This window comes from Bacillus sp. FDAARGOS_527 (genome assembly GCF_003812125.1).
In the GTDB taxonomy this organism is placed as follows: domain Bacteria; phylum Bacillota; class Bacilli; order Bacillales; family Bacillaceae_G; genus Bacillus_A; species Bacillus_A paranthracis.
This window is the reverse complement of the sequence record NZ_CP033795.1, coordinates 3,872,502-3,892,463: the sequence shown is the minus strand read 5'-3', so window position 1 is coordinate 3,892,463 and position 19,962 is coordinate 3,872,502. Positions and strand designations below refer to the sequence as shown.

Genomic DNA, 19,962 nt, shown 5'->3' with positions numbered 1-19,962 from the left:
GAAGAGATAATTAACGTGCATCGATTATGTCGATGAAACTAAAAGTATGTTTTCGGTCAAAGGCATCTATGCAAATTAAAGAACGTTTTAAAGGATTTAATTCAATTACAGTCATATAGCTTGTAGGGAAATAACCATCTTTATAACAAGTGATCAATATTTCTTTTTCTGAAATGAATGAGCGTAATAAAGTATCTTCAATTCTTTCTCTATCATCGTATGGTGATGCTTTTCGCGATCCTTTCATGTCAGCAGATTGTTTAGACATAATAGTCAATTGAACCGGTTTTGATATATTTGTACTACTCATGCTTTCTATTCTCCTAACAATATATTTTCTATATAGGAAGGGTAATCACTATGGAAGTAGCTACTACTGATTATTCAGAAGTACCTTGTGTTAGTTTTATTATGTCTGATTGGGAGTCGAATTTGCTTAGCACTAAAAAATTATCAAATTCATTCACTTATTTATAGTAATTATTTGTCATTCTTGTACTTTTTTGAATGGGATTAAAACTTTATTAAGGTGAATTTGGATGAAGAAGAATAAATGAATGAAGGTGAGCTAGTATGCTAACTATCTCACCTTCTATTAGGAAAGCATTTTTATACCGCTTAAGATCCTAACCTCAAAATTCAGCGAAAGCAAAGCAGTTAGGTAGAGGGAGGATTAATAGTCAGTGAGGGATGAGCAAAACTCCGACTGATTAAAGTTTTATTTTATATTACAGTATGATTTGCACGATATTGTCTAGGAGTCATACTCGTAATTTTTTTGAAGACTCTTGTGAAATAACTTTGATCATTAAAATTAAGCCAGGCACAAATATCTGATAAAGGATAGGTCGTTAATGTTAATAACTTTTTTGCTTCTTCTACTCGTTCTCTCTGAATGTATTCACTTAAAGGGATTCCCACTTCTTTTTTAAATAGCTTTGATAAATAAGTAGGGGAAATATGTAAAAGGTTAGCAAGATCATTGAGAGTTATTTCATCGTAAATATGTTTGTGAATATGATTTAAGCATGTAGTAATGGAATTAGAATATGCTTGATTATTATATTCCTTCACACGTTCTGCAAAAGTACATAATGCATCTTCAATTAATCTATTTACGGAATACATGTTGTCTAGTTTTTCAATGGTTTGAATATATAAAGTACCGAGTGAAAAAGCAATATGTGATGGAAGATTACCATCTATCGCATATCGAATAGCTAGCGTAATGGCGATAATGCCATTATTTTTTTGGTTTCTCAGTTGATCTCCTTTAGATGAAATTGCTGAATCTTCTTGCGGGAAGGAATATGCATATTGTATGACTTTTTCTTTATTGCCTTCTTTAATTGCAGAAAAAAATTTACGTTCCAATGATATGTCATAATGTTGCGGATCATGCCGAAGACGTTTTGAAATGTATAGATCAGGATTTACGATTTTATAAGAAACGTCTTCGAGCAATTTATTTTTTTTCCAAATAATATCGCGATCTAATTTTTCATTAAAAATGACGTAATGTAACCAAATACTTATATCAATTAGTGTGCTTTTTTTAATCTCAGGTAGAAATTGATAGTAGTCTACTCCTTGTTGCATGTTATTCGTACAGTTAAAATATTTCATAAGTTTAATCGCCATTTCATCTGATACTTTTGGATAAGTAGTAGGGCCGATTATAATTGTTCCTTTTATATGTTCATGTTTTGTTATATGAATGCTAATGAAATTCTCAAGATATTTATTCCCTTTGAAAATTGGAAAATTACAAGGAGCATTTTCTTGATAAATTTCATTCAGATGTTCCTCTTTAGAAGAATAAAACGGACTAACAATCGTATGAGAAGTAGATTCATATACAATTTTTTTATTAGTAGATAAAAATTGAACGGGTACATGAAAAGTGCTATGTACAAGATCGCATAAGTGCTGTATATCGATGGAATTATTCATTATTTTCTCCTTTTCAATCGTTTTGAGATATTACATATTAATTAGATTTACATTTGTTTCTATAAAGTATAAAGTTTTTATTATTTGAATTTTATTGTTATACGAAAAGGATTACATATATTGGATAATAATGAAAGGTGATTTACAAATAATATTCCTCAGATGTTGTATGAAAATAGACGTAGTGATGGTACCTTCCATAAAAGTCCTTTTATATCTATTATACTAAATTAATAAATATAAAAGAGGTATTTATATATGGAATACGAAATGTTTCATTCTTCATAAAATCTTAAGAAATCTCCTCAATTTTTGTTAAGAAACGATAGTTATACTTAAAAACAAGTTAAAAACTATCGAACGAATGAGGAGAGGTTTATATGCAACTCATAACATTCTTACACGAATTTATTAAACATCCGAAACATACTGGTGCAATTGCGCCAAGTTCAAAAATATTAGCAAAGAAAATGGTCGATGTAATTGATTTTAATAAGGCGAAATGTATCGTAGAATTAGGGCCTGGTACAGGGGTTTTTACGAAGGAAATTATGAAAAGAAAGAAGAAGGAAACAATATTTCTTCTTATTGAAATTAATGAAGTGTTTTGCAAAGAGTTAAAGAGAAAGTTTAAAAATGAGCAGAACGTCATTGTTGTACATGGTTCAGCTGAAAATATAAAGAAGTATATGGAAGAGTTCCATATAGAATACGTGGATTACGTTTTATCGGGATTACCTTTTACCTCTTTACCAGAAGAAGTTTCAAAGCGTATTTTAAACAATGTAATGGAAGCGATACATGAGAATGGTGAATTTATTACATTTCAATATTCACTTGTGAAAAAAGGATTTATACAGCATTTCTTTCCTGAAATTACGCTAGAGAAAGTGTGGCTCAATTTCCCGCCAGCCTACGTCTTTAGTTGTAAAAAAGAACTAAGGAGAGCGTATGCATAATGGAATTACATGAATTATTATCTTATATTGAACAATACGGTTATTGGGCATTATTTTTCTGTTTATGGTTAGGTATTATCGGTATGCCAATTCCAGACGAAATGATTGTAATGAGTGGCGGATTTGTCTCTTCACTAGGGATATTAAGTATCATTCCTGCATTTTTATTAACGTATTTAGGAGTTGTATCCGGACTTTCTTTAGGTTATATACTAGGGAAAATATTTGGTACAAAAGTACTTCATAAACTAATGAAAAAGAAAAAGGCAAAATATCTTTTGAAATCTCAACAAATGGTAGAGAAATATGGTCATTATGCGTTAGTTACAAGTTACTTCATACCAGTTGTAAGACATATTGTACCGTATGTAGTTGGAATGAATAACATGTCATTTCGGATATATGCTTTGTATTCCTATACGACAGGATTTGTTTGGACGCTCATTTATTTTGTGCTCGGTTCTTTATTCGGACAACATATTGAAAGAATTGTAGCAGTTGCGATAGAGTATGGCGTATATTTTGGCGTAATTGTCGTTTTAATTGGTAGTTTGTTTTATGTAAAAAGAAGTGCAGTAGTGAGTAAGTAGCGGAGGCTGTTCCAAAATATATTTTTGGACAGCCTCTTTTGTTGTTTCTACTGTCAGTTTTTGTCGGTAAGTCGATATTCCTTGTCGAAACGTCGATATATTCGAAAAATCGTCGATATATTTTGAGTTGTGTTCGATATATTTGAAAAATCGTCGATATAATTTCATGTACCTAGATGTAACGCCACATTTCTTCTACATTAAGAAAAAGTTAAGAAACAGTACGAGTTTTTATTAAGAAATGCGCTCTATACTTAGAAATGTTCTCAAGAAAACATAATAAAAGGCGGAATATAAATGAAAAGATTTATTTTTGGATCATTACTTGTTATCGTCGCAGGAGCGGCATATTTATTAAGTGGGAGTGCTACAGTAGATTCCATGAACCCGTTTCTTAAATTAGAATATCGTTATGCCGTAATTGATAACGATGGAAAAGATTTAGGTGGAAATAAAGGCCGTGTATACACAGTGAACACATATGATAAGGATGGAAACGAAAAAGAGATAACAATTGATGGAGTGGATACATTGCAAAAAGGTTCATACTGGCATGTAATTACGAGAGGAAAGTCTGTGCACGATAAGGTACAAATAGAAGAAGAAATAATTCCTGACGGTGCAAAGGCAAAGTTAGGATTGTAAATATAAACCCGATTCTCGATGAGAGAATCGGGTTTATTATTTTATGGTAAAATTTAAAGGGGAGGAGTGAGAGGAATGCTACTCGTTGTTAGTCTTATATTAATTGGGATTATGTGTAGTATGAGGATAGTATCTTTACATATGATAGAACGACAAAAGATAGAAGAACGATACGTATATTGTCCAAAATGTGATGCGAAAATTAGAAAAGGGAATTCTGCTCCTTTTTGTTCGAAATGTAATGTAATCTTTTAAAGAAGGTAAAAGGCCACAACGAACATGTTTAGCTTAATCCATTTATTAAACATTTGAAATTCTGCAGTGTAACAACTGCAGAATTTTTTATGGTTATTACATTTCTTTTAAGAAAATATTAAGAAACCCCATTACTATTTGTTAAGAAAATGCATCTATACTGAATTCTGTTGCTTAAAACGAACAGCAAGAATTATAACAGGAGGTACAGATAGATGAAAACGATGTTAGAAGCGAAAGGGATTTCGAAAATATATAATACAGGCGGGAATACGTTTGAAGCGTTGAAAGATATTCATCTGCAGGTGAAAGAAGGAGAGTTTGTCGGTATTATGGGACCATCTGGTTCTGGTAAGACGACAATTTTGAATGTTCTTTCTACTATTGATACGGCTTCAAAGGGTGAGATTTTAATTGATGGAAAAGATATTGTGAAGATGAATGATGATGAATTGGCACTCTTTCGCCGTAATCATTTAGGGTTCATTTTTCAAGACTATAACTTATTAGATACGTTAACGGTACGAGAAAATATTGCATTGCCACTTGCTTTGTCAAAGGTGAAGGCGAAAGAAGTAGAATCTCGCGTTGAGAAGATCGCGAAGAAGTTTGGAATAGATCATATTTTAAATCAGTATCCGTATGAAGTATCCGGTGGACAAAAACAACGCTGCGCAGCATCAAGGGCAATTGTAACAAGTCCAAGTATGATTTTTGGAGATGAGCCAACTGGTGCGCTTGATTCAAAGTCAGCGACGGATTTATTAGAAAGTATGAAGACATTAAATGAAAAAGATCTTGTAACGATTTTAATGGTAACGCATGATGCGTTTGCGGCAAGTTATTGTAAACGTGTTGTATTTATTAAAGATGGAAAGTTATATAAAGAGTTACATCGTAAAGGGATGACACGAAAACAGTTCTTCCAGCAAATTATTGATATGATGTCTTCCATATCTGGAGGTGCGACAAATGAGCTTATCTAGTATTGCACTTCGTAATATAAAACGAAATTTTAAAGATTATTTTATATACTTTGCCTCTATGATTTTTAGCATCGTCATTTATTTTACGTTTAAGGCGTTGCAATACAATTCACAAATAAGTGAAGCTGGAGATAACATCGGACGAGGATTCCAGCTCGCGAGTGTTATGCTCATTATTTTCGTTGCGGTATTTATTATATATTCGAATGGTTTCTTTACACGAAAGCGTAAGAAGGAAATAGGTCTTTATTCTTTACTCGGTATTCGAAAGAAAGAAATAGGTAAAATGCTTTTTTATGAAAATATGTTAATGGGTTTATTATCGTTAGTAATCGGAACTGTAATTGGTAGCTTACTTTCAAAAGGATTCCTAAAGCTACTTGTAAATATGTTAGAGCTACATGTAAATGTTCATTTTGAAGTACCAATTGGAGCGATTATAGATACGGCAGTTATTTTTTGTTTCATTATTTTATATACGTCATTTAAAGGATACCGCGTTATTTATCAATTTAAGTTAATCGAGCTATTTCGTGCAGATAACGAAGGCGAAGTTATGCCAAAAGATTCTAAAATAATGGCTATCATGTCTTTATTATTAATTGGATCAGGTTATTTCTTGTCAGTAACGGCTATTAAAAATGCAAGCAACGATAACTTTATGCCACTTGCGCTTTATATTGTATTAGCAACAGTACTTGGAACGTATTTATTATTTAGGTTCTTTACTGTTTTTGCATTAAAAAGAGCGCGAGATATAAAATCTTCATTTTATAATGGAATGAAAATGGTGACGACATCTCAATTACTATACCGCATTAAAGGAAATGCAAAATCGTTAGCGACAATTGCTGTATTAAGCGCAGTAACGTTAACAGCGGTTGGAATGTCTGTTACGATGTATTACAACACATATATGCAGGCGAAGAAATATCACCCAGTTAGTTATTCATATGAAAAGAAAGATATAGAATTGGATCGTAAGGTGAGTGGGATTTTAAAAGAAGGAAAGAATGAAGTCATTCATCAATATGAATTAGAGACAGTAAAAGTAGTAGGAAAATACGGTGATGGAACTTCATTACAATCAAGAACAACAGAACTTATCGCACAATCATCATTTAATAAAATTGCAAAATATTTAAATGAAGAAACTTTAGATTTAAAGAAGAACGAATTGTATGCATTTGATGGTATGTACAGTGAAGGTAAGAGAGATAGTGGGGTATATAAAAATCGAAAAGCTACATTCCCAATTGAAGAAGTAGCACCAGTACAAGTGAAAGATGTACAAGCAAAAAACATTACAAACTTATATGAACTTCTAGTTGTTGTTCCCGACGAAGTATATGAGCAAGCAAAGAAGACAATTGGCTCTCATACTGTAAAAAATATTGATGTGAAAGATGAAAGAAATAGTAAAGTATTAACGGAGAATTTAAAGAAAGTAATACCGGAAGAAGATGCAGAAGGTAAAGAACAATTCAGTGATTTCTATACTATTTTCCGTGATGGTATTGAGGTATCAGGTTTAATGATGTTTAGTGGTATGTTCTTAGGACTTGTATTTTTACTCGCAACAGGGTCTATCATTTACTTCAAGCAATTAACAGAAGCACATGCAGATCGTGAGCGTTACATTGTTCTTCGAAAACTAGGTGTCACGAAAAAAGAAATGAAAAGGGCAATCGCAAAACAAATGAGATTTATTTTCTTCATTCCTTTAGTAGTTGGCATATTACACACTTTATTTGCATTAACAGGATTAGCGACAGTACTTCCGTATGAAATTGCAGTTCCGTTGTTAATTAGCATCGGCGTGTATAGTGTTATTTATATTGGTTATTATTTGTTGACGGTTCGTGCTTATTTTGGGATCGTTAGTAAATAGAAAAGAGAGAAAGAGAGCATAGTGAAAATTATGTTCTCTTTCGCTTTTTATCATTATTTATTTTCTAAAATTCGTTCAACATCATGTACACTTAATTTACTTGCCTTAGCAATCGTCTCAAGTGGTATACCAAGATCATACATACTTTTAATCATTTGGATTTTTCCCTGTTGAACTCCTTCTTTTCGACCTTTTTCTATACCTTGTTCTAAGCCTTTTTCCATACCTTTTTCCATACCTTTTTCCATACCTTTTTCCATGCCTCTTTTTATACCTTCTGTCTCTGCGTGGGCGAATTTTGCTGCTTCATCCATTAAAACTTTCTCCCTTGCGTCATAGGCTTGTCGGAAAGAGGAATCTTGACTCATACGTTCCCATTTGTTTATTGCTTTTTGTAAAATAGGGTCTTGGTTCATAGCAATATCCTCCAATAGTTTAGTTAAGTGCTCATCCTCATTTGCTGAAAGCAATAAAAGCCAACGAGCAAATGGGTCTTTCCACGGATTTACTTTTTCTTCATGCCACTGTTCTGTTAACTTTGGAATTTCTACAATGTGAGTTTCTATGTCATCACTCAAGAGTTTCTGTTGTTGTGTATTCCACAATGTGCCCTTTGTATGAAATTCTTTGTGATCTAAAAACATTATGAAGTTCAATAAATTAATGGTGATGGTTTTACGAAGTGCACTGTAGGGCATACCTTTTTGTAACTGAGATGTGTATAATTTTCCCCAATAATATAAAGTGAAACTTTAATCAGTGGGGGTTTTGTTCATCCCCCACTGATTATTAGTTGAACCAATCGGACTTTTACGGGCAGTTGATTCCCCACCTAACTTCTTTGCTTCCGCTGAATTTTGAGGTGGGGGTCTTACTGCCCGTTAATGTGGGATAAACTGCGTTTCATCATATCGTGATTATTATTAAGCTGTATTTCTACATTTACTTTTGTCCCTGTGTCTAATGTTGCTGAAATGTCTAGAATTGATAATTTATCATTTGCGTGTTCTCGGTGTAAATGTGGATCTTCTAATTGTAGAGAAGCAATAGGTGACTCTAAAGACTCTTGTAACATCGCGTTTAAAAAGGCAATGAGAATATCTTCACTACCATTCGTACCAAACAATTGTTTAAATGCAAAATCAATGCGTAAATTCACTAATTGTTGGTTGAACAAAGTATGCCCTCTCCCTTATATGAAGGTGCTTCTTTTCTTAATTGTATCTAAAAATAACTAGAGGATGCAAATAGACCATTCTGCTATTTTTAAGTAGGATTATTATAATGTCAGAGGTAAGTATAGCTATGTTATACTCTAGTAAATTTGAAAAATTTATATAGAGGTGAAGATGCTACAGATGCAAAAAGATATTTTGAAACTATTAGATAAAAAGCAAAGTAACTATGAATTTCCTGCCTTTGATAATGAATATATGGATATTTCACAAGTGAAATTCTCTCTTTTCTTTAAAGATAATAAAGATTGGTTAATGGTATTTCAGGTTGTCGGTGTAGGATCATTAGGTGTATGTAATGATATTCAAGTATACGGTGATAGAATAAATCATTCAATTGGTGATGATGGTATTTTACAATTAAATGATGGAGAGTATGAGTTGTTTGATGATGAAGGTGAATTTATGCCAAATATTTATAATGACAGTGTGAAAATTCGTGATCATCATTTTGAGTATGAATTTACAGAAGAGGATTATGTGAATAATGGAATAGAAGTAAAAACGACAGATTCTTATCCAACATACTTCATGCGTATGCTTGCTACTAATAATGAAGCACGAAATTTATTGTGGTGGAGTAAAGAAGAGATTTTAGAAGAGTTTGATTTAGAAGGCAACTGGGAAGTAGCGTATGAAACGGAAGAATGGCAACATGTTGAGGAAGAGAAAGTAAGTGAAAATGAATTCTTCCAATCAGTAGCCGCTGCAATAGAGAAGAAAGATCCAAGTATTATTGTGAAGAAGGATGCTAATACGCACTGGAAAAATTGGGTGGAGTTTGATTACGAAAATTCATATTGAAATATCTTTGTAATAAAAAAGACGCGCTAAAATGTTAAAACTTTAGCTCGTCTTTTTGTATTACACAACCGCAGGATTATAAATCATCGTAAAGTGCCCTTGTAATACTTCAATATGACAAGGTGTATGCAGTGAGCTTTCTCCATCTGTATCTACTTCTTTTTCTTCTTCTGTTTCGATATGAATGGATTTCGCTTTTACGTGGAAGATGTCATTTTCATTTGAGTCTTCAAATAGTTTCTTTCCGATATAATCTTTAAACGCTTGAATGCCTGTTGATTTGACTACGAAAATATCAAGTGTTCCGTCGTCACATTTTACGTTCGGAATAAAGGATGGGATACCGCCAAGATATTCACCGTTTCCAACCATGACAAGAACAGCTTCGTCTTCATATACTTGTCCGTCATAAGTGATTTTAACTGGGAATGTTTCAGCATTTTTGACAGTTCGAATTGTGCTTAAGTAGTAACCAATTTTACCAAGCTTTGCTTTCTCCTCTGCATCAATATTGTTTGATACTTCAGATACGAGTCCAATGCCCCAGAAGTTTAAGAAATGTTGTCCATTTGCTTTTGCAACGTCAACTGGTTTTACGTGTTCTTTTGTGATAAGTTTTGCTGCTTCTGCAATGTTTTGCGGAACGCCTAGTGTGCGAGAGAAGTCATTGCAAGTTCCGCCTGGAATGATTGCAAGTGTAGGTCTAGTTTCAAGAGGTGCTAAGCCGTTTGTGCATTCAAATACAGTGCCGTCACCACCAAAGACGATAATTAAATCTACTTTACTAGCAAACTCTTGGCAATATTTCGTTGCATCACCTTGCTTTTTCGTATGAAGGATATGTAAGTCAGGAAAAGCTGCGGCAAGAGGTGGTACGATTTTCGTTAAATTTGTATGTAAGTCGCCTTGTCCAGCTTTTGGATTTACGATGAGGAGTACTTTTTCAAATTTTGTCTTTGTCATTTTTCATCTCTCCCTGTTTTTTTGTAATGGAAAGAAGGAGCTGTTCCGATGTATTTCAGAACAGCTTCTTCCTATTAATAGGGTGCTAAGATTGTCGGTTATTGTCGGTAAGTCGATATATTGAAAAAATCGCCGATATAATTTGAGTTACAGTCGATATATTTGAAAAATCGCCGATATAATTTAAGATACGGTCGATATATTTTGAAAATCGCCGATATAAATTTCATGTACTATCGATTTTTTAAGTTATACGATTATTCCGTTACAACCGAGGCAATAAATGGTAAGTTACGATATTTTTCTGCGCAGTCGATGCCGTAGCCAACGATAAATTCGTCTGGAATTTGGAAGCCAACATATTCAGCTTTTAAGTCCACTTTACGACGCTCAGGTTTATCAAGTAGCGTACAGAATTTTAATGCTTTTGGTTTATGCATAAAGAAGTGATCTTTTAAGAAGTGAAGTGTTAAACCAGAATCGATAATGTCTTCTACGACAATTACGTTTTTGCCAGTAATGTTTACATCGATATCTTTTAATAGTTTTACTTTTCCAGTTGTTTCTGTTTGATTTCCGTAGCTAGATGCAGAAATAAAGTCGATTGTTACATCGTTTTTAATGTGACGAATTAAATCAGCAGCGAATACGAAAGATCCTTTTAATACAGCGATTACTACGATTTCTTCTCCTTCAAAATCACGTTCGATTTGAAGTGCTAGTTCTTTTACTTTTTCTTGTAATTGTTCTTCAGAAATTAAAGTGTCTTTTATTTCAATATTCATTGGAGTCCTCCTACAGTGTAAAACTTGTGAACATTTCGACTGTAAAGGATAGAAAGGAAAAAGTCAAAGGAGATAGTAATTTTTTACAAAATACGAACAAAATCATCTGATGATATGATATACTAATTGTATTAAGAAAACGCTTCCATAAAGGGTGATGATAATGAAGAAGAAACAGTACACAACTGTAACATTTATAAAAGCATTACTTTTAACAATTGTTCTTGGATTGTTGGCTTATATAATTGATGTACCAGCGATTCGGATTTCACTAATTGGAATGACTTTAGTATTAGGCGCAATTTCTCATGGTATGATGTCGCAGCTACAAGAAGCTGGACTTGATGATATGAAAGATCATATAGATAAGAAATAAGAGACCTTCACATAGGCATAGTGAAGGTTTTTTTTGTTTCTTACAAAAATGTAAGGTAGTTGTAAGGGAAATCGATAGTTGCATAGTAGTGTTTTGGATAAACTATGGGTGTAAGGTAAAAGGCAAGCATATTTTAGGTAAATTCAGTTTTAGGCACTCTATATGTGAAAAAGGAGTAGGAGGGCATGGAGAAACGTTGGACGACTTTTTCTTTTTTAGCAACTAGCAACACCGTAATGCTAGCTGGCGAAATGGATTTTTTGCACTTGTTTGATCGAGAAGACGATCATTCTTCTTCTAAATTTACAATGAAATGGAGTAAGTGGAGCGAGAGTTGTAGGTTTGAAGAAGAGGCCCCTAACGAAGCGCAAAAAATTATTTTGACAAACCCTATTAAAGCGTGGGTTGTTCAACGTCGTAAGTGTAACGTCAAAAATCACTTAAAGAAAACTGAGCCGAGACAATTAGTTATCGCTCCGGCCCATTCTACTTCTAAATCACGCGAAAGTAACATGTAAATAATTGAGACACACACCCGAAAAGAGCATTGTATCATACAGTGCTCTTTTTCTTTTTTGCAAAAAAGTATTTTGTTTGAGGAAAAATTTGCTATGATTATGGAGGAATCTTACATTTTACATTTATTATGAAAGTATGATCGTAATAAAATTTGAAAAGGTGTGTGTATGATGAAAAAATATAGTGTAATTGCAGTAGCGAGTTTGTTAGCGACAAATCTATTAACCTTTCCTTCTAGTTCGCTAGCGGAAATTGAAAATAAAACGAGAAATAGTATAGAAGCTTTCTCCTATATACAGAGCAATGAGAAAAGCGAACTGCAACAACAATTAGAAGCTGTAAAAGAACGACAAATAGAATTAGAAAAAAGAGAAGAAATTTTAAAACAGCAGAAAGAATTATTTGTTAAGGTAGATGAATTAAAACGGAAAAAAGATGAGTTACTGAAACAAGATGGTGAGCAGAAAGTACAATTGGAAGAAGTGCAGCAGGAATTAGATGAATTGAAAAAGATGCAAGCAGAAATTGAAGAGCAGAACCAATTACAAGTACGGGATAATAGTGAAGAGAAAAAAACTACTGAATTAAAGAAACAAGAAGAAATTGAAGAGAAGAATGCATTAGAAATAAAAGAAAATAATAGCCAAGAAGAAAAAAAACTTGAAGAATTAGAAGAACAAAAAAAGAAAGAAGAGCTAAAGAAGCAACAAGAGGAATTACGAAAACAGCAGGAACAATTGAAGAAGCAACAGCTAGAATTGGAGCAGAAAACGAAACAAGAGCTTGAGTTAACAAAGAAAGAAGAGCAGGCAAAACAAGAACTTGAATTAAAACAAAAAGAAGAACAGGCAAAACAAGAACTTGAATTAAAACAAAAAGAGGAACAAGCAAAACAAGAACTTGAATTAAAACAAAAAGAGGAACAAGCAAAACAAGAACTTGAATTAAAACAAAAAGAAGAACAGGCAAAACAAGAACTTGAATTAAAACAAAAAGAGGAACAAGCAAAACAAGAACTTGAATGGAAGCAAAAAGAAGAACAAGAAAAGAGAGAGACAGAGTTAAAACAAGCTACCATTACGATGCAAGCAGCACCACAATCATTTCCTGACGTTCCAAGGTGGGCGGAAGAGTCTGTATATTATTTAGTTAATAAAAAAGTTATTTCTGGGATGCCAGATGGAACATTTTCACCAAGTAAAGTATTAAGCAGAGCTGAAGCAGCAACAATTATGGCGAAAATTTTAGGATTAGAAGTTAAAGAGGGGGAGAAACCAACTTTTACAGACTCTCAAGATCATTGGGCAACTCCTTATATTGCTGCTGTGGAAAAGGCAGGAGTCATTAAAGGGGAAGGAAATGGGAAATTTAATCCGAATGGTCAAATGACAAGAGCTGCTATGGCAACGATGTTAGTACAAGCCTATCAACTAGAGAAAAAGGTTCATGAAGAATTATCAACATTATTTCCTGATGTAAAAGATCATTGGGGTGAGAAATTCATTAATATTTTAGTAAGCATGGGTATATCAAGTGGTGTTGATGGAGGACGTTGGCAACCAGATAGATCCATTACACGTGCAGAGGCAGCACAGCTCGTCGCAGTTACAGATAAGTCTAAAGACAATGAATTGAAGATGAAGAAGATAAGCATTTCGAAAAAATTCTTTACGTATAATGGACCATCTTTATCATCTGGAATTTCAAAGGAATATGGCCCTAGGGAAGTAACAGTGTATGAAGAGCGAGATGGTGGCTGGATTAGAATTCATACGGATACTGGTTTTAAGTGGGTTTGTTTAGTTGAAAAGAAAGTGAATATGAATAAAAACTTTTTGACATATAATGAGGCATCCTTATCTTCAGGGATTTCAGGTGAGTATGCTCCGCAAAGTGTAACGGTTATTGAAGAAAGAGAAGGAAATTGGATTAAAGTTTATACGGCCTTAGGCTATAAGTGGGTCTGCTTAATAGACAAAAAAGTTCAGATTGATAGAGACTTTACTACTTATGATGCTCCTTTCAGGTCTGCGAATATACTAGATTATTATGGGCCTCAAGCAGTAACGGTTGTAGAGGAAAGAGGAACTTGGCTTCGTATACGTACATATGCAGGCTATCAATGGTTGGATACGAAAAAAGAAGCGAAGTATTTATCTAAAGTGTTCTTTGCTTATGATAGTCCAAGTTTTGTATCTCGTGTATCAGGAAGGTATGCACCACAGACAGTCGAGGTTTATGGTGAAAGAGACGGTGGTTGGATTCAAATTCAAACTAGTAATGGGTTAAAGTGGGTTAATGAAGGAAATATTAATCGTAGTCAAGTTATATTGAACGTACCGTCACTGTATCAATTCCCAGAATTGCATAATGGCTGTGAAGTCGTTTCTTTACAAATGCTTGTAGAACATCAAATTGGTCGCTCGTTAAATAAAGTAGTATTTGCTTTTGAAATGCCTTTTGATCAAACGAAATTAAAGAACTATAAAACATCATCACAAATTTGGGGAGATCCAGATGTAGGGTTTGTAGGTGATGTGACAGGAAATACGCCAGGATATTCTATTAATCCCGAACCACTAAAACGTTTGTTAGATAAATATGCAAGAGGAACGAATTTAACTGGAAATGATCTTTCTGTTTTAGAAGACTATGTGAGAAATGGAAAACCAGTAGTAACGTGGGTGACTGTCGCTTTAAATAATCCAAGACCAATTACAACGTGGAAAACACCAGGTGGAAAGACAATTTCTGCAAGAATGAATACGCATGCGGTTGTTTTAACAGGAGTGGATGATAATTACGTATACTATAATGATCCGTTCTATGGAACGAAAAATGTAAAAGTGAGTAAGAGCCGGTTTGCAAGTATTTATAATCAAATGGGCAAGAAGGCCTTAAGTGTAGATTAATTTTAAAAGGTTATCCGAAGATGATTTCGGATAACCTTTTTTACAATGAAATCTTTAAATGAAATATATTTCATCTGCATCTTATATTTATATCTCTTGTTTATTCTAGTGATACATCCGATGCGAAGTGATGTAAAACGTATAAAAGGAGAGAAATGAAATGAAAAAGAAACTATTATCAATCTGTACAATGGCACTTTTAACAGTAGGACATTCTTCAGTAGCAAGCGCGGATACTGGAACAGTAACGAAGGAAGAAGAGGCGCAACTGCAGCAAGATAAAGCTAAAAAAGAAGAAGCGATTAAGATACAGCAAAAAAGTGATGCGGAGAAAAAGCAAGCAGCGCAAGTACAAGAAAAAAATGATATGACAAAAAAAGAAGCCGCAATTAAGGAACAGCAAAAAAATGCCGCAGTAAAAAAAGAAGTAGCAAAGCCAGTTGTACAAGGTGAAAAATTACCAAATACAGCATCGAACAATGGAGCAATGATGGCATTAAGTGCATGCCTTATAGGGATAGGGACATTATTCCGTTTGAATCGTCGCAATAAAGTTAAGGCGTAATTACAATATTGCTCTATAAAGAATGGGATAATTTCATATATTAAAAATGGTAGGTTATTCCTACCATTTTTGGCATGGAGGGATGAAGAATGAAGTTACTCAATTATATCGGTATCATATTGATGGCTATAGGACTATTTATGGGATCATATTACGCTATGGAATGGTATAAAGGAAAAAGCTCTGCTCAGCAACTGACAGAAGAAGAAATAAAGAGTCTTAACAATATACAACATAATCAACTTTCACATGAAACACCCGTAACTTCTCAAGTGCCTTCTTCTCAAACAGAGCATAAAGAAGGAGAAAAGGTAGCGATGTTACATATACCGAAAATAAAAAAGAAGTTTTCTATATATTGGGGAGCAGATGATGCAACGCTGAAAAAAGGGGTTGGAATGTTCGTTAGTGATGTAACGACAACACCATCTGGAGGGGGACATACTGTACTAAGTGGACATCGAGATACTGTCTTTACAGATTTAGGAGAGTTAAAAGAAAGAGACACTCTTATTTTAGAGTATGATAATAAAACTTACACATATGAAATTCAAAAAACATGGATTACCCATGCGGATGATCGTACTGTTATTATAAAAAAAGAAGAACCGATACTAACACTCACGACTTGCTATCCATTTAATTATATAGGGGATGCGCCAGATAGATATATTATCGAGGCGAAGTTAACTGCTAGTTATTCAAAATGAAATTGTAGTTTCTGAAAGCGAGAGGGGGATATAAGTTATGGCAAAAAACATTTTAATTGTAGAAGATGAAGATATTTTGCGTGAAATATTAAAAGATTATTTTTTAAGTGAGCAATATGTAGTGTTTGAAGCAAGGGATGGGAAAGAAGCTTTAGTTGTATTTGAAGAAGAAGTGGTTGATTTAGTTATTTTAGATATTATGTTGCCAGAACTTGATGGGTGGTCCGTTTGCCGAAGAATCCGTAAAACATCTGAGGTTCCTATCATTATGCTAACGGCACGTGTTGATGAAGATGATACGTTACTTGGCTTTGAACTTGGGGCGGATGACTATGTGACGAAGCCGTATAGTCCACCAATTTTATTAGCAAGAGCGAAACGATTGTTAGAAAGTAGAAAAATAACAAAACAACTTTTAGAGAATGAAGATGATACATTATCAATTCATGGTATTCATGTCCATTTTCCATCGCGTACTGTTACGGTAGATAAAACAGACATTAATTTAACTCATACAGAATTTGAAATATTAGCGTACTTGATGAAAAATCAGGGGATTGTTTTAACAAGAGAGCAACTCATTTCGAGAATTTGGGGATATGAATTTGCTGGTGACGATCGAACGGTTAATAGTCATATTCGTAATTTAAGAAATAAATTAGGAGAGAAAGCAAAGTACATTACAACTGTAGTACGAACAGGTTATAAATTTGAGGGGAATGTATGAGAAAAGGGATTGTACTAAAATTATTTACCCTTACAACAGCATTATGTATGTTAATTTTAGCGACGATATTTATTGGACAAACGATATTTTTTAAACAATATTATGCGAATCGAAAAGTGGAAGATATTAAAGTGAATTTAAATTCCTTCGAAAAGAATTATTTGAACTATGTAGGAAGTGCAGAAGGAATTCAGAAGCTAGAGCAAGACTTTTTAAGAGAAAATAATACGTGGATTACGACATTAGATCAAAATGGAAATTTAAAACATGCGGATGATTTTTATTTTGAGGTAACGATAGATCGTAGGCAACAAAAAAGCTTTGGACAACAAATATTTAAAATTCCCTTATACAATCTCGTCAATATAGAAGAGATTGATAATAAATCATCAGATCCATTTTTAGGACAAGAAATTTATTTTTCTGGCGTGAAAAAAGATGATAGTTATATTCCATTCTCTTTCACGTTAGGTAAGCAAAATTTAAGCGGATCTAATAAACCGTTAGAAAAAGCGTTTAAGGAAAAAATGAGTAAATTAGATCAGGAGAAAAAGAAAGTAGCTGAAGAACAAGTTGGTAAGGAAAAGCAGCCGGTCGTTCAGGAGCCAGCTGCCCAAGAACCAGATGTTTACATAAGAGGGCGTGTTACGAAAGTCCAATTTCCCGATGTAAAAGGTCTTGTAAATCCAATTTATAAAAATAGTATATTCTTAGATAACATAAAAGAATTTCAAAAGGATTTATTATTAAAAGAGAGCAAGCACATACAATATGCAATACAAACAATGGACTATGAAAAAAATGATATTAAATATAAATTATTAGTGAAACCAATAAAAGAAAAAGACGGATCCGTAACATATATATATGCGATGGCTTCTTTACAGCCTGTAGATGAAGCTGTACAAATGGTGCAAGATTACTACATTTACATCATTGCATTTGTAGTCGTTCTCATTTTTCTAGCTTCGTTCTATTACTCTAAACAAATCGCAAAGCCGTTATTAAAAATAAATGATACAACGAAGAAAATAGCGCATTTAGATTTCACAGAACAAATACCGATTACTTCAAAAGATGAAATTGGGGATTTATCGAAAAATATTAATGTATTATCCAATAAGCTCCATTCACATATTGGACAGCTAGAACAAGATATTGAAAAGGAAAGAAAATTAGAAAATACGCGGAAAGAATTCATTTCTGGTGTTTCGCATGAACTAAAAACACCGCTGAGTATTATGAAAAGCTGTATTTCTATTTTAAAAGATGGAGTAGCTGAGCATAAAAAGGAGTATTATTTTCAAGCGATGGAACGAGAAGTAGACAAAATGGATACATTAATTTTGGATATGCTGGAGTTAGCTAAATTTGAGTCAGGCACATATAAAATGAAAATGGATTCATTTTATATCGATACAGTAATGGAAGATATATGTGAACAACTTTCTGTAGAAATAGAGAAAAAAGAGCTTCGTGTTCATAAAAATATAGGTCCATTTGAAGTAGTCGCAAATCAAGGCCGGATTGAACAAGTGATCGTGAATTTCATTACGAATGCCATACGTTATACACCAAATAAAGAAGATATTATTATTTCTACAATAGATGAAAAAAATCGTATAAAAGTGTGTATTGAAAATAAAGGTACTCATATTGAAGAAGAACAATTAGATAAAATTTGGGATCGTTTTTATCGCGTGGATGCAGCTCGTCAGCGTTCGCAAGGTGGAACAGGGCTCGGGCTTGCCATTTCAAAGAATATTTTAGAACTGCATGAAGTTGAATATGGAGTAAAGAATACAGAAGATGGTGTATTATTTTATTTCTACTTATTGAAAAAAGCGTAGACAATATGATCTATGCTTTTTTAATTTATTTTCATATTATCTTTACCTAATCTTTATCTTTAATCAGTATAATTTGTTTAGAAAATGAGGTTATGTAAGGAGTAGATGAACCGTGCATAGCAATTGGCTAAGTATAATGGTATTTATTTTCTTTTGTGCATTTATTGTATTTTTAATTGATATTACGATATGAAAAAAGAGCGCTTATTAAGCGCCCTTTTTGTTTGCATTTATTTGATAAGCATTGATGCTCTTGAATAAGCGTGGTGAAGTGAGGAATAAAAATATAAGTAAAACGGTACATAAAATATAAGACCCAATCATTGTACTACCATTTACGATTAATGAATAAAGCACAGCTGATTGACCTTTCGGCGCATATTGTCCCCAGAAAATGATACCGGCAATAAAGTGACAGAAGTAGCGGGCAAAGCTACCAATAAATGTAGCAAGGATAATATAAGCAAGGACTTTCTTTCCTTCGTTTTGTTTTGATGAAGGTTTGTCTTTACGGCTACCTAAACTTGATTGTTCTAAGTTATTTTCATTGGACGTTAAAAGTGCTTTTTGAATTGGACGATAGAATAAGCCAGCAAATCCGATAAAAGCAAAGGCAATGAAGTACTCAATGAATGCTTGAACAGGTGTTAAAATGTAAGCATCTCCCACAACAATTTGTAATAGTCCCCAAACTAAACCACCTAAGAAAGCCGATTTAAAGCCCCAGCGGTATGCAATAATAAAAATAGGAATCATAGCAAATGAAATGGAACCGCCTGTTGGAAGTTTGATTGATAATGGTAAAATGTCGATGACCATGGCGAAGGCTGCAAGAATAGCAGATTCGATCATCGCTTGTAAATTGGTGTTACGCATGTTGTCTCCCCCTAAATCCAAGTTGTACAAAAAAGAATAGATATCATAGGAGGATACGAAATACGTAAATAAAAAAAGAGGTATGTATTTCGGACGTTTGCACAATCCCTGCGTTAGCATTAACTAACAGGTTCGAAGGGTCGGAACGAAGTGTTCCCTCTCAGCGGCATGGCTCCCCCTGTGATAACGAGATTCTTTATTTGCTACTGTTTATTGTAAGCGAAATGGATGAGAATGGCAAACGAATACAGTATGACAATAATTGAAATAGAATTGTAGTGAAATGTTAATAAATATGAAGCAAAAGGGTATAGTACAAGAGAAATAGAGTATGCTATAATTTTTTTGAAAATAATTATCA

General features: G+C 33.5%; 19 protein-coding genes, 2 pseudogenes and 1 riboswitch. Of the genes and pseudogenes, 14 read left to right on the top strand and 7 right to left on the bottom strand.

Annotation, left to right across the window (positions count from 1 at the left end; translation table 11 throughout):
• Positions 1 to 10: 10 nt before the first annotated feature.
• Positions 11 to 310, bottom strand: a complete 300-nt coding sequence (locus EGX95_RS22905; protein ID WP_000099610.1) for a YolD-like family protein — start codon at positions 308 to 310, stop codon at positions 11 to 13.
• A 413-nt stretch (positions 311 to 723) separates the two neighbouring features.
• A complete protein-coding gene (locus EGX95_RS22900; protein WP_001065630.1) occupies positions 724 to 1,953 on the bottom strand; it encodes a helix-turn-helix domain-containing protein in 1,230 nt (409 codons plus the stop codon).
• Positions 1,954 to 2,333: 380 nt separating this feature from the next.
• On the opposite strand from EGX95_RS22900, the gene EGX95_RS22895 reads away from it, so the two are divergent.
• The 6 genes from EGX95_RS22895 (at position 2,334) to EGX95_RS22870 (ending at position 7,279) form a co-directional block, all read left to right on the top strand.
• Complete coding sequence (locus EGX95_RS22895; protein WP_001176059.1) at positions 2,334 to 2,912, top strand: class I SAM-dependent methyltransferase; 579 nt, start codon at positions 2,334 to 2,336, stop codon at positions 2,910 to 2,912.
• A complete protein-coding gene (locus EGX95_RS22890) occupies positions 2,912 to 3,502 on the top strand; it encodes a DedA family protein (RefSeq protein WP_000418912.1) in 591 nt (196 codons plus the stop codon). The genes EGX95_RS22895 and EGX95_RS22890 overlap by 1 nt, the downstream gene beginning before the upstream one ends.
• Before the next feature lie 297 nt (positions 3,503 to 3,799).
• A complete protein-coding gene (locus EGX95_RS22885) occupies positions 3,800 to 4,147 on the top strand; it encodes a YxeA family protein (protein ID WP_000819355.1) in 348 nt (115 codons plus the stop codon).
• 75 nt (positions 4,148 to 4,222) lie between these two features.
• A complete protein-coding gene (locus tag EGX95_RS22880) occupies positions 4,223 to 4,402 on the top strand; it encodes a hypothetical protein (protein WP_000928043.1) in 180 nt (59 codons plus the stop codon).
• A gap of 215 nt (positions 4,403 to 4,617) precedes the next feature.
• Positions 4,618 to 5,388, top strand: coding sequence for an ABC transporter ATP-binding protein (locus EGX95_RS22875; protein WP_000855638.1), 771 nt, complete (start codon positions 4,618 to 4,620; stop codon positions 5,386 to 5,388).
• Positions 5,375 to 7,279 (top strand): ABC transporter permease, encoded by a 1,905-nt coding sequence (locus EGX95_RS22870; RefSeq protein WP_000059449.1) that lies wholly within the window; start codon positions 5,375 to 5,377, stop codon positions 7,277 to 7,279. Before EGX95_RS22875 ends, EGX95_RS22870 begins: the two co-directional genes overlap by 14 nt.
• A gap of 53 nt (positions 7,280 to 7,332) precedes the next feature.
• On the opposite strand, the pseudogene EGX95_RS22865 reads toward EGX95_RS22870, so the two are convergent.
• Both EGX95_RS22865 and EGX95_RS22860 read right to left on the bottom strand, forming a co-directional pair.
• A pseudogene (locus EGX95_RS22865) lies at positions 7,333 to 8,022 on the bottom strand (Rpn family recombination-promoting nuclease/putative transposase); the annotation flags it as partial.
• 152 nt (positions 8,023 to 8,174) lie between these two features.
• Positions 8,175 to 8,456, bottom strand: a pseudogene (locus tag EGX95_RS22860) (Rpn family recombination-promoting nuclease/putative transposase); the annotation flags it as partial.
• Positions 8,457 to 8,637: 181 nt separating this feature from the next.
• Here EGX95_RS22860 and EGX95_RS22855 point away from each other — a divergent pair.
• Positions 8,638 to 9,318 carry a DUF7003 family protein gene (locus EGX95_RS22855; protein ID WP_001168098.1) on the top strand — a complete coding sequence of 227 codons (681 nt, stop codon included), beginning with the start codon at positions 8,638 to 8,640 and terminating at the stop codon, positions 9,316 to 9,318.
• Positions 9,319 to 9,378: 60 nt separating this feature from the next.
• Here EGX95_RS22855 and EGX95_RS22850 read toward each other — a convergent pair whose 3' ends face one another.
• Both EGX95_RS22850 and hpt read right to left on the bottom strand, forming a co-directional pair.
• On the bottom strand, positions 9,379 to 10,281 hold the full coding sequence (locus EGX95_RS22850; protein ID WP_000167906.1) for a diacylglycerol/lipid kinase family protein: 903 nt from the start codon (positions 10,279 to 10,281) through the stop codon (positions 9,379 to 9,381).
• A 257-nt stretch (positions 10,282 to 10,538) separates the two neighbouring features.
• The gene (gene hpt, locus EGX95_RS22845) at positions 10,539 to 11,066 is read right to left on the bottom strand and encodes a hypoxanthine phosphoribosyltransferase (protein WP_001019304.1); all 528 of its coding nucleotides are present in this window, start codon (positions 11,064 to 11,066) and stop codon (positions 10,539 to 10,541) included.
• Between the two features lie 160 nt (positions 11,067 to 11,226).
• Here hpt and EGX95_RS22840 point away from each other — a divergent pair, with 160 nt between their 5' ends.
• From EGX95_RS22840 to EGX95_RS22810, 7 genes are all read left to right on the top strand, one after another.
• On the top strand, positions 11,227 to 11,442 hold the full coding sequence (locus tag EGX95_RS22840) for a hypothetical protein (RefSeq protein WP_002156638.1): 216 nt from the start codon (positions 11,227 to 11,229) through the stop codon (positions 11,440 to 11,442).
• 185 nt (positions 11,443 to 11,627) lie between these two features.
• Positions 11,628 to 11,960, top strand: coding sequence for a hypothetical protein (locus EGX95_RS22835; protein ID WP_000415604.1), 333 nt, complete (start codon positions 11,628 to 11,630; stop codon positions 11,958 to 11,960).
• A 168-nt stretch (positions 11,961 to 12,128) separates the two neighbouring features.
• Positions 12,129 to 14,873 carry an S-layer homology domain-containing protein gene (locus EGX95_RS22830; protein ID WP_012580598.1) on the top strand — a complete coding sequence of 915 codons (2,745 nt, stop codon included), beginning with the start codon at positions 12,129 to 12,131 and terminating at the stop codon, positions 14,871 to 14,873.
• A gap of 160 nt (positions 14,874 to 15,033) precedes the next feature.
• Positions 15,034 to 15,438, top strand: coding sequence for an LPXTG cell wall anchor domain-containing protein (locus tag EGX95_RS22825; protein WP_000728036.1), 405 nt, complete (start codon positions 15,034 to 15,036; stop codon positions 15,436 to 15,438).
• Between the two features lie 89 nt (positions 15,439 to 15,527).
• Complete coding sequence (locus EGX95_RS22820; protein WP_000771568.1) at positions 15,528 to 16,148, top strand: class D sortase; 621 nt, start codon at positions 15,528 to 15,530, stop codon at positions 16,146 to 16,148.
• A gap of 37 nt (positions 16,149 to 16,185) precedes the next feature.
• On the top strand, positions 16,186 to 16,875 hold the full coding sequence (locus EGX95_RS22815; protein WP_001097108.1) for a response regulator transcription factor: 690 nt from the start codon (positions 16,186 to 16,188) through the stop codon (positions 16,873 to 16,875).
• Positions 16,872 to 18,725: a sensor histidine kinase gene (locus tag EGX95_RS22810; protein WP_001225363.1), complete on the top strand. Its 1,854-nt coding sequence runs from the start codon at positions 16,872 to 16,874 to the stop codon at positions 18,723 to 18,725. Before EGX95_RS22815 ends, EGX95_RS22810 begins: the two co-directional genes overlap by 4 nt.
• A gap of 207 nt (positions 18,726 to 18,932) precedes the next feature.
• Here the strand turns inward: EGX95_RS22810 and thiT are convergent, their stop codons facing one another.
• Complete coding sequence (gene thiT / locus EGX95_RS22805) at positions 18,933 to 19,601, bottom strand: energy-coupled thiamine transporter ThiT (protein ID WP_001246599.1); 669 nt, start codon at positions 19,599 to 19,601, stop codon at positions 18,933 to 18,935.
• An 87-nt stretch (positions 19,602 to 19,688) separates the two neighbouring features.
• A riboswitch (TPP riboswitch) is annotated at positions 19,689 to 19,790 on the bottom strand.
• Positions 19,791 to 19,962: the final 172 nt, after the last annotated feature.

Coding starts and splice junctions, on each gene's coding strand:
- EGX95_RS22905 (WP_000099610.1), bottom strand. CDS start 310: ATGAGTAGTACAAATATATCAAAACCGGTTCAATTGACTATTATGTCT.
- EGX95_RS22900 (WP_001065630.1), bottom strand. CDS start 1,953: ATGAATAATTCCATCGATATACAGCACTTATGCGATCTTGTACATAGC.
- EGX95_RS22895 (WP_001176059.1), top strand. CDS start 2,334: ATGCAACTCATAACATTCTTACACGAATTTATTAAACATCCGAAACAT.
- EGX95_RS22890 (WP_000418912.1), top strand. CDS start 2,912: ATGGAATTACATGAATTATTATCTTATATTGAACAATACGGTTATTGG.
- EGX95_RS22885 (WP_000819355.1), top strand. CDS start 3,800: ATGAAAAGATTTATTTTTGGATCATTACTTGTTATCGTCGCAGGAGCG.
- EGX95_RS22880 (WP_000928043.1), top strand. CDS start 4,223: ATGCTACTCGTTGTTAGTCTTATATTAATTGGGATTATGTGTAGTATG.
- EGX95_RS22875 (WP_000855638.1), top strand. CDS start 4,618: ATGAAAACGATGTTAGAAGCGAAAGGGATTTCGAAAATATATAATACA.
- EGX95_RS22870 (WP_000059449.1), top strand. CDS start 5,375: ATGAGCTTATCTAGTATTGCACTTCGTAATATAAAACGAAATTTTAAA.
- EGX95_RS22855 (WP_001168098.1), top strand. CDS start 8,638: ATGCAAAAAGATATTTTGAAACTATTAGATAAAAAGCAAAGTAACTAT.
- EGX95_RS22850 (WP_000167906.1), bottom strand. CDS start 10,281: ATGACAAAGACAAAATTTGAAAAAGTACTCCTCATCGTAAATCCAAAA.
- hpt (WP_001019304.1), bottom strand. CDS start 11,066: ATGAATATTGAAATAAAAGACACTTTAATTTCTGAAGAACAATTACAA.
- EGX95_RS22835 (WP_000415604.1), top strand. CDS start 11,628: ATGGAGAAACGTTGGACGACTTTTTCTTTTTTAGCAACTAGCAACACC.
- EGX95_RS22830 (WP_012580598.1), top strand. CDS start 12,129: ATGATGAAAAAATATAGTGTAATTGCAGTAGCGAGTTTGTTAGCGACA.
- EGX95_RS22825 (WP_000728036.1), top strand. CDS start 15,034: ATGAAAAAGAAACTATTATCAATCTGTACAATGGCACTTTTAACAGTA.
- EGX95_RS22820 (WP_000771568.1), top strand. CDS start 15,528: ATGAAGTTACTCAATTATATCGGTATCATATTGATGGCTATAGGACTA.
- EGX95_RS22815 (WP_001097108.1), top strand. CDS start 16,186: ATGGCAAAAAACATTTTAATTGTAGAAGATGAAGATATTTTGCGTGAA.
- EGX95_RS22810 (WP_001225363.1), top strand. CDS start 16,872: ATGAGAAAAGGGATTGTACTAAAATTATTTACCCTTACAACAGCATTA.
- thiT (WP_001246599.1), bottom strand. CDS start 19,601: ATGCGTAACACCAATTTACAAGCGATGATCGAATCTGCTATTCTTGCA.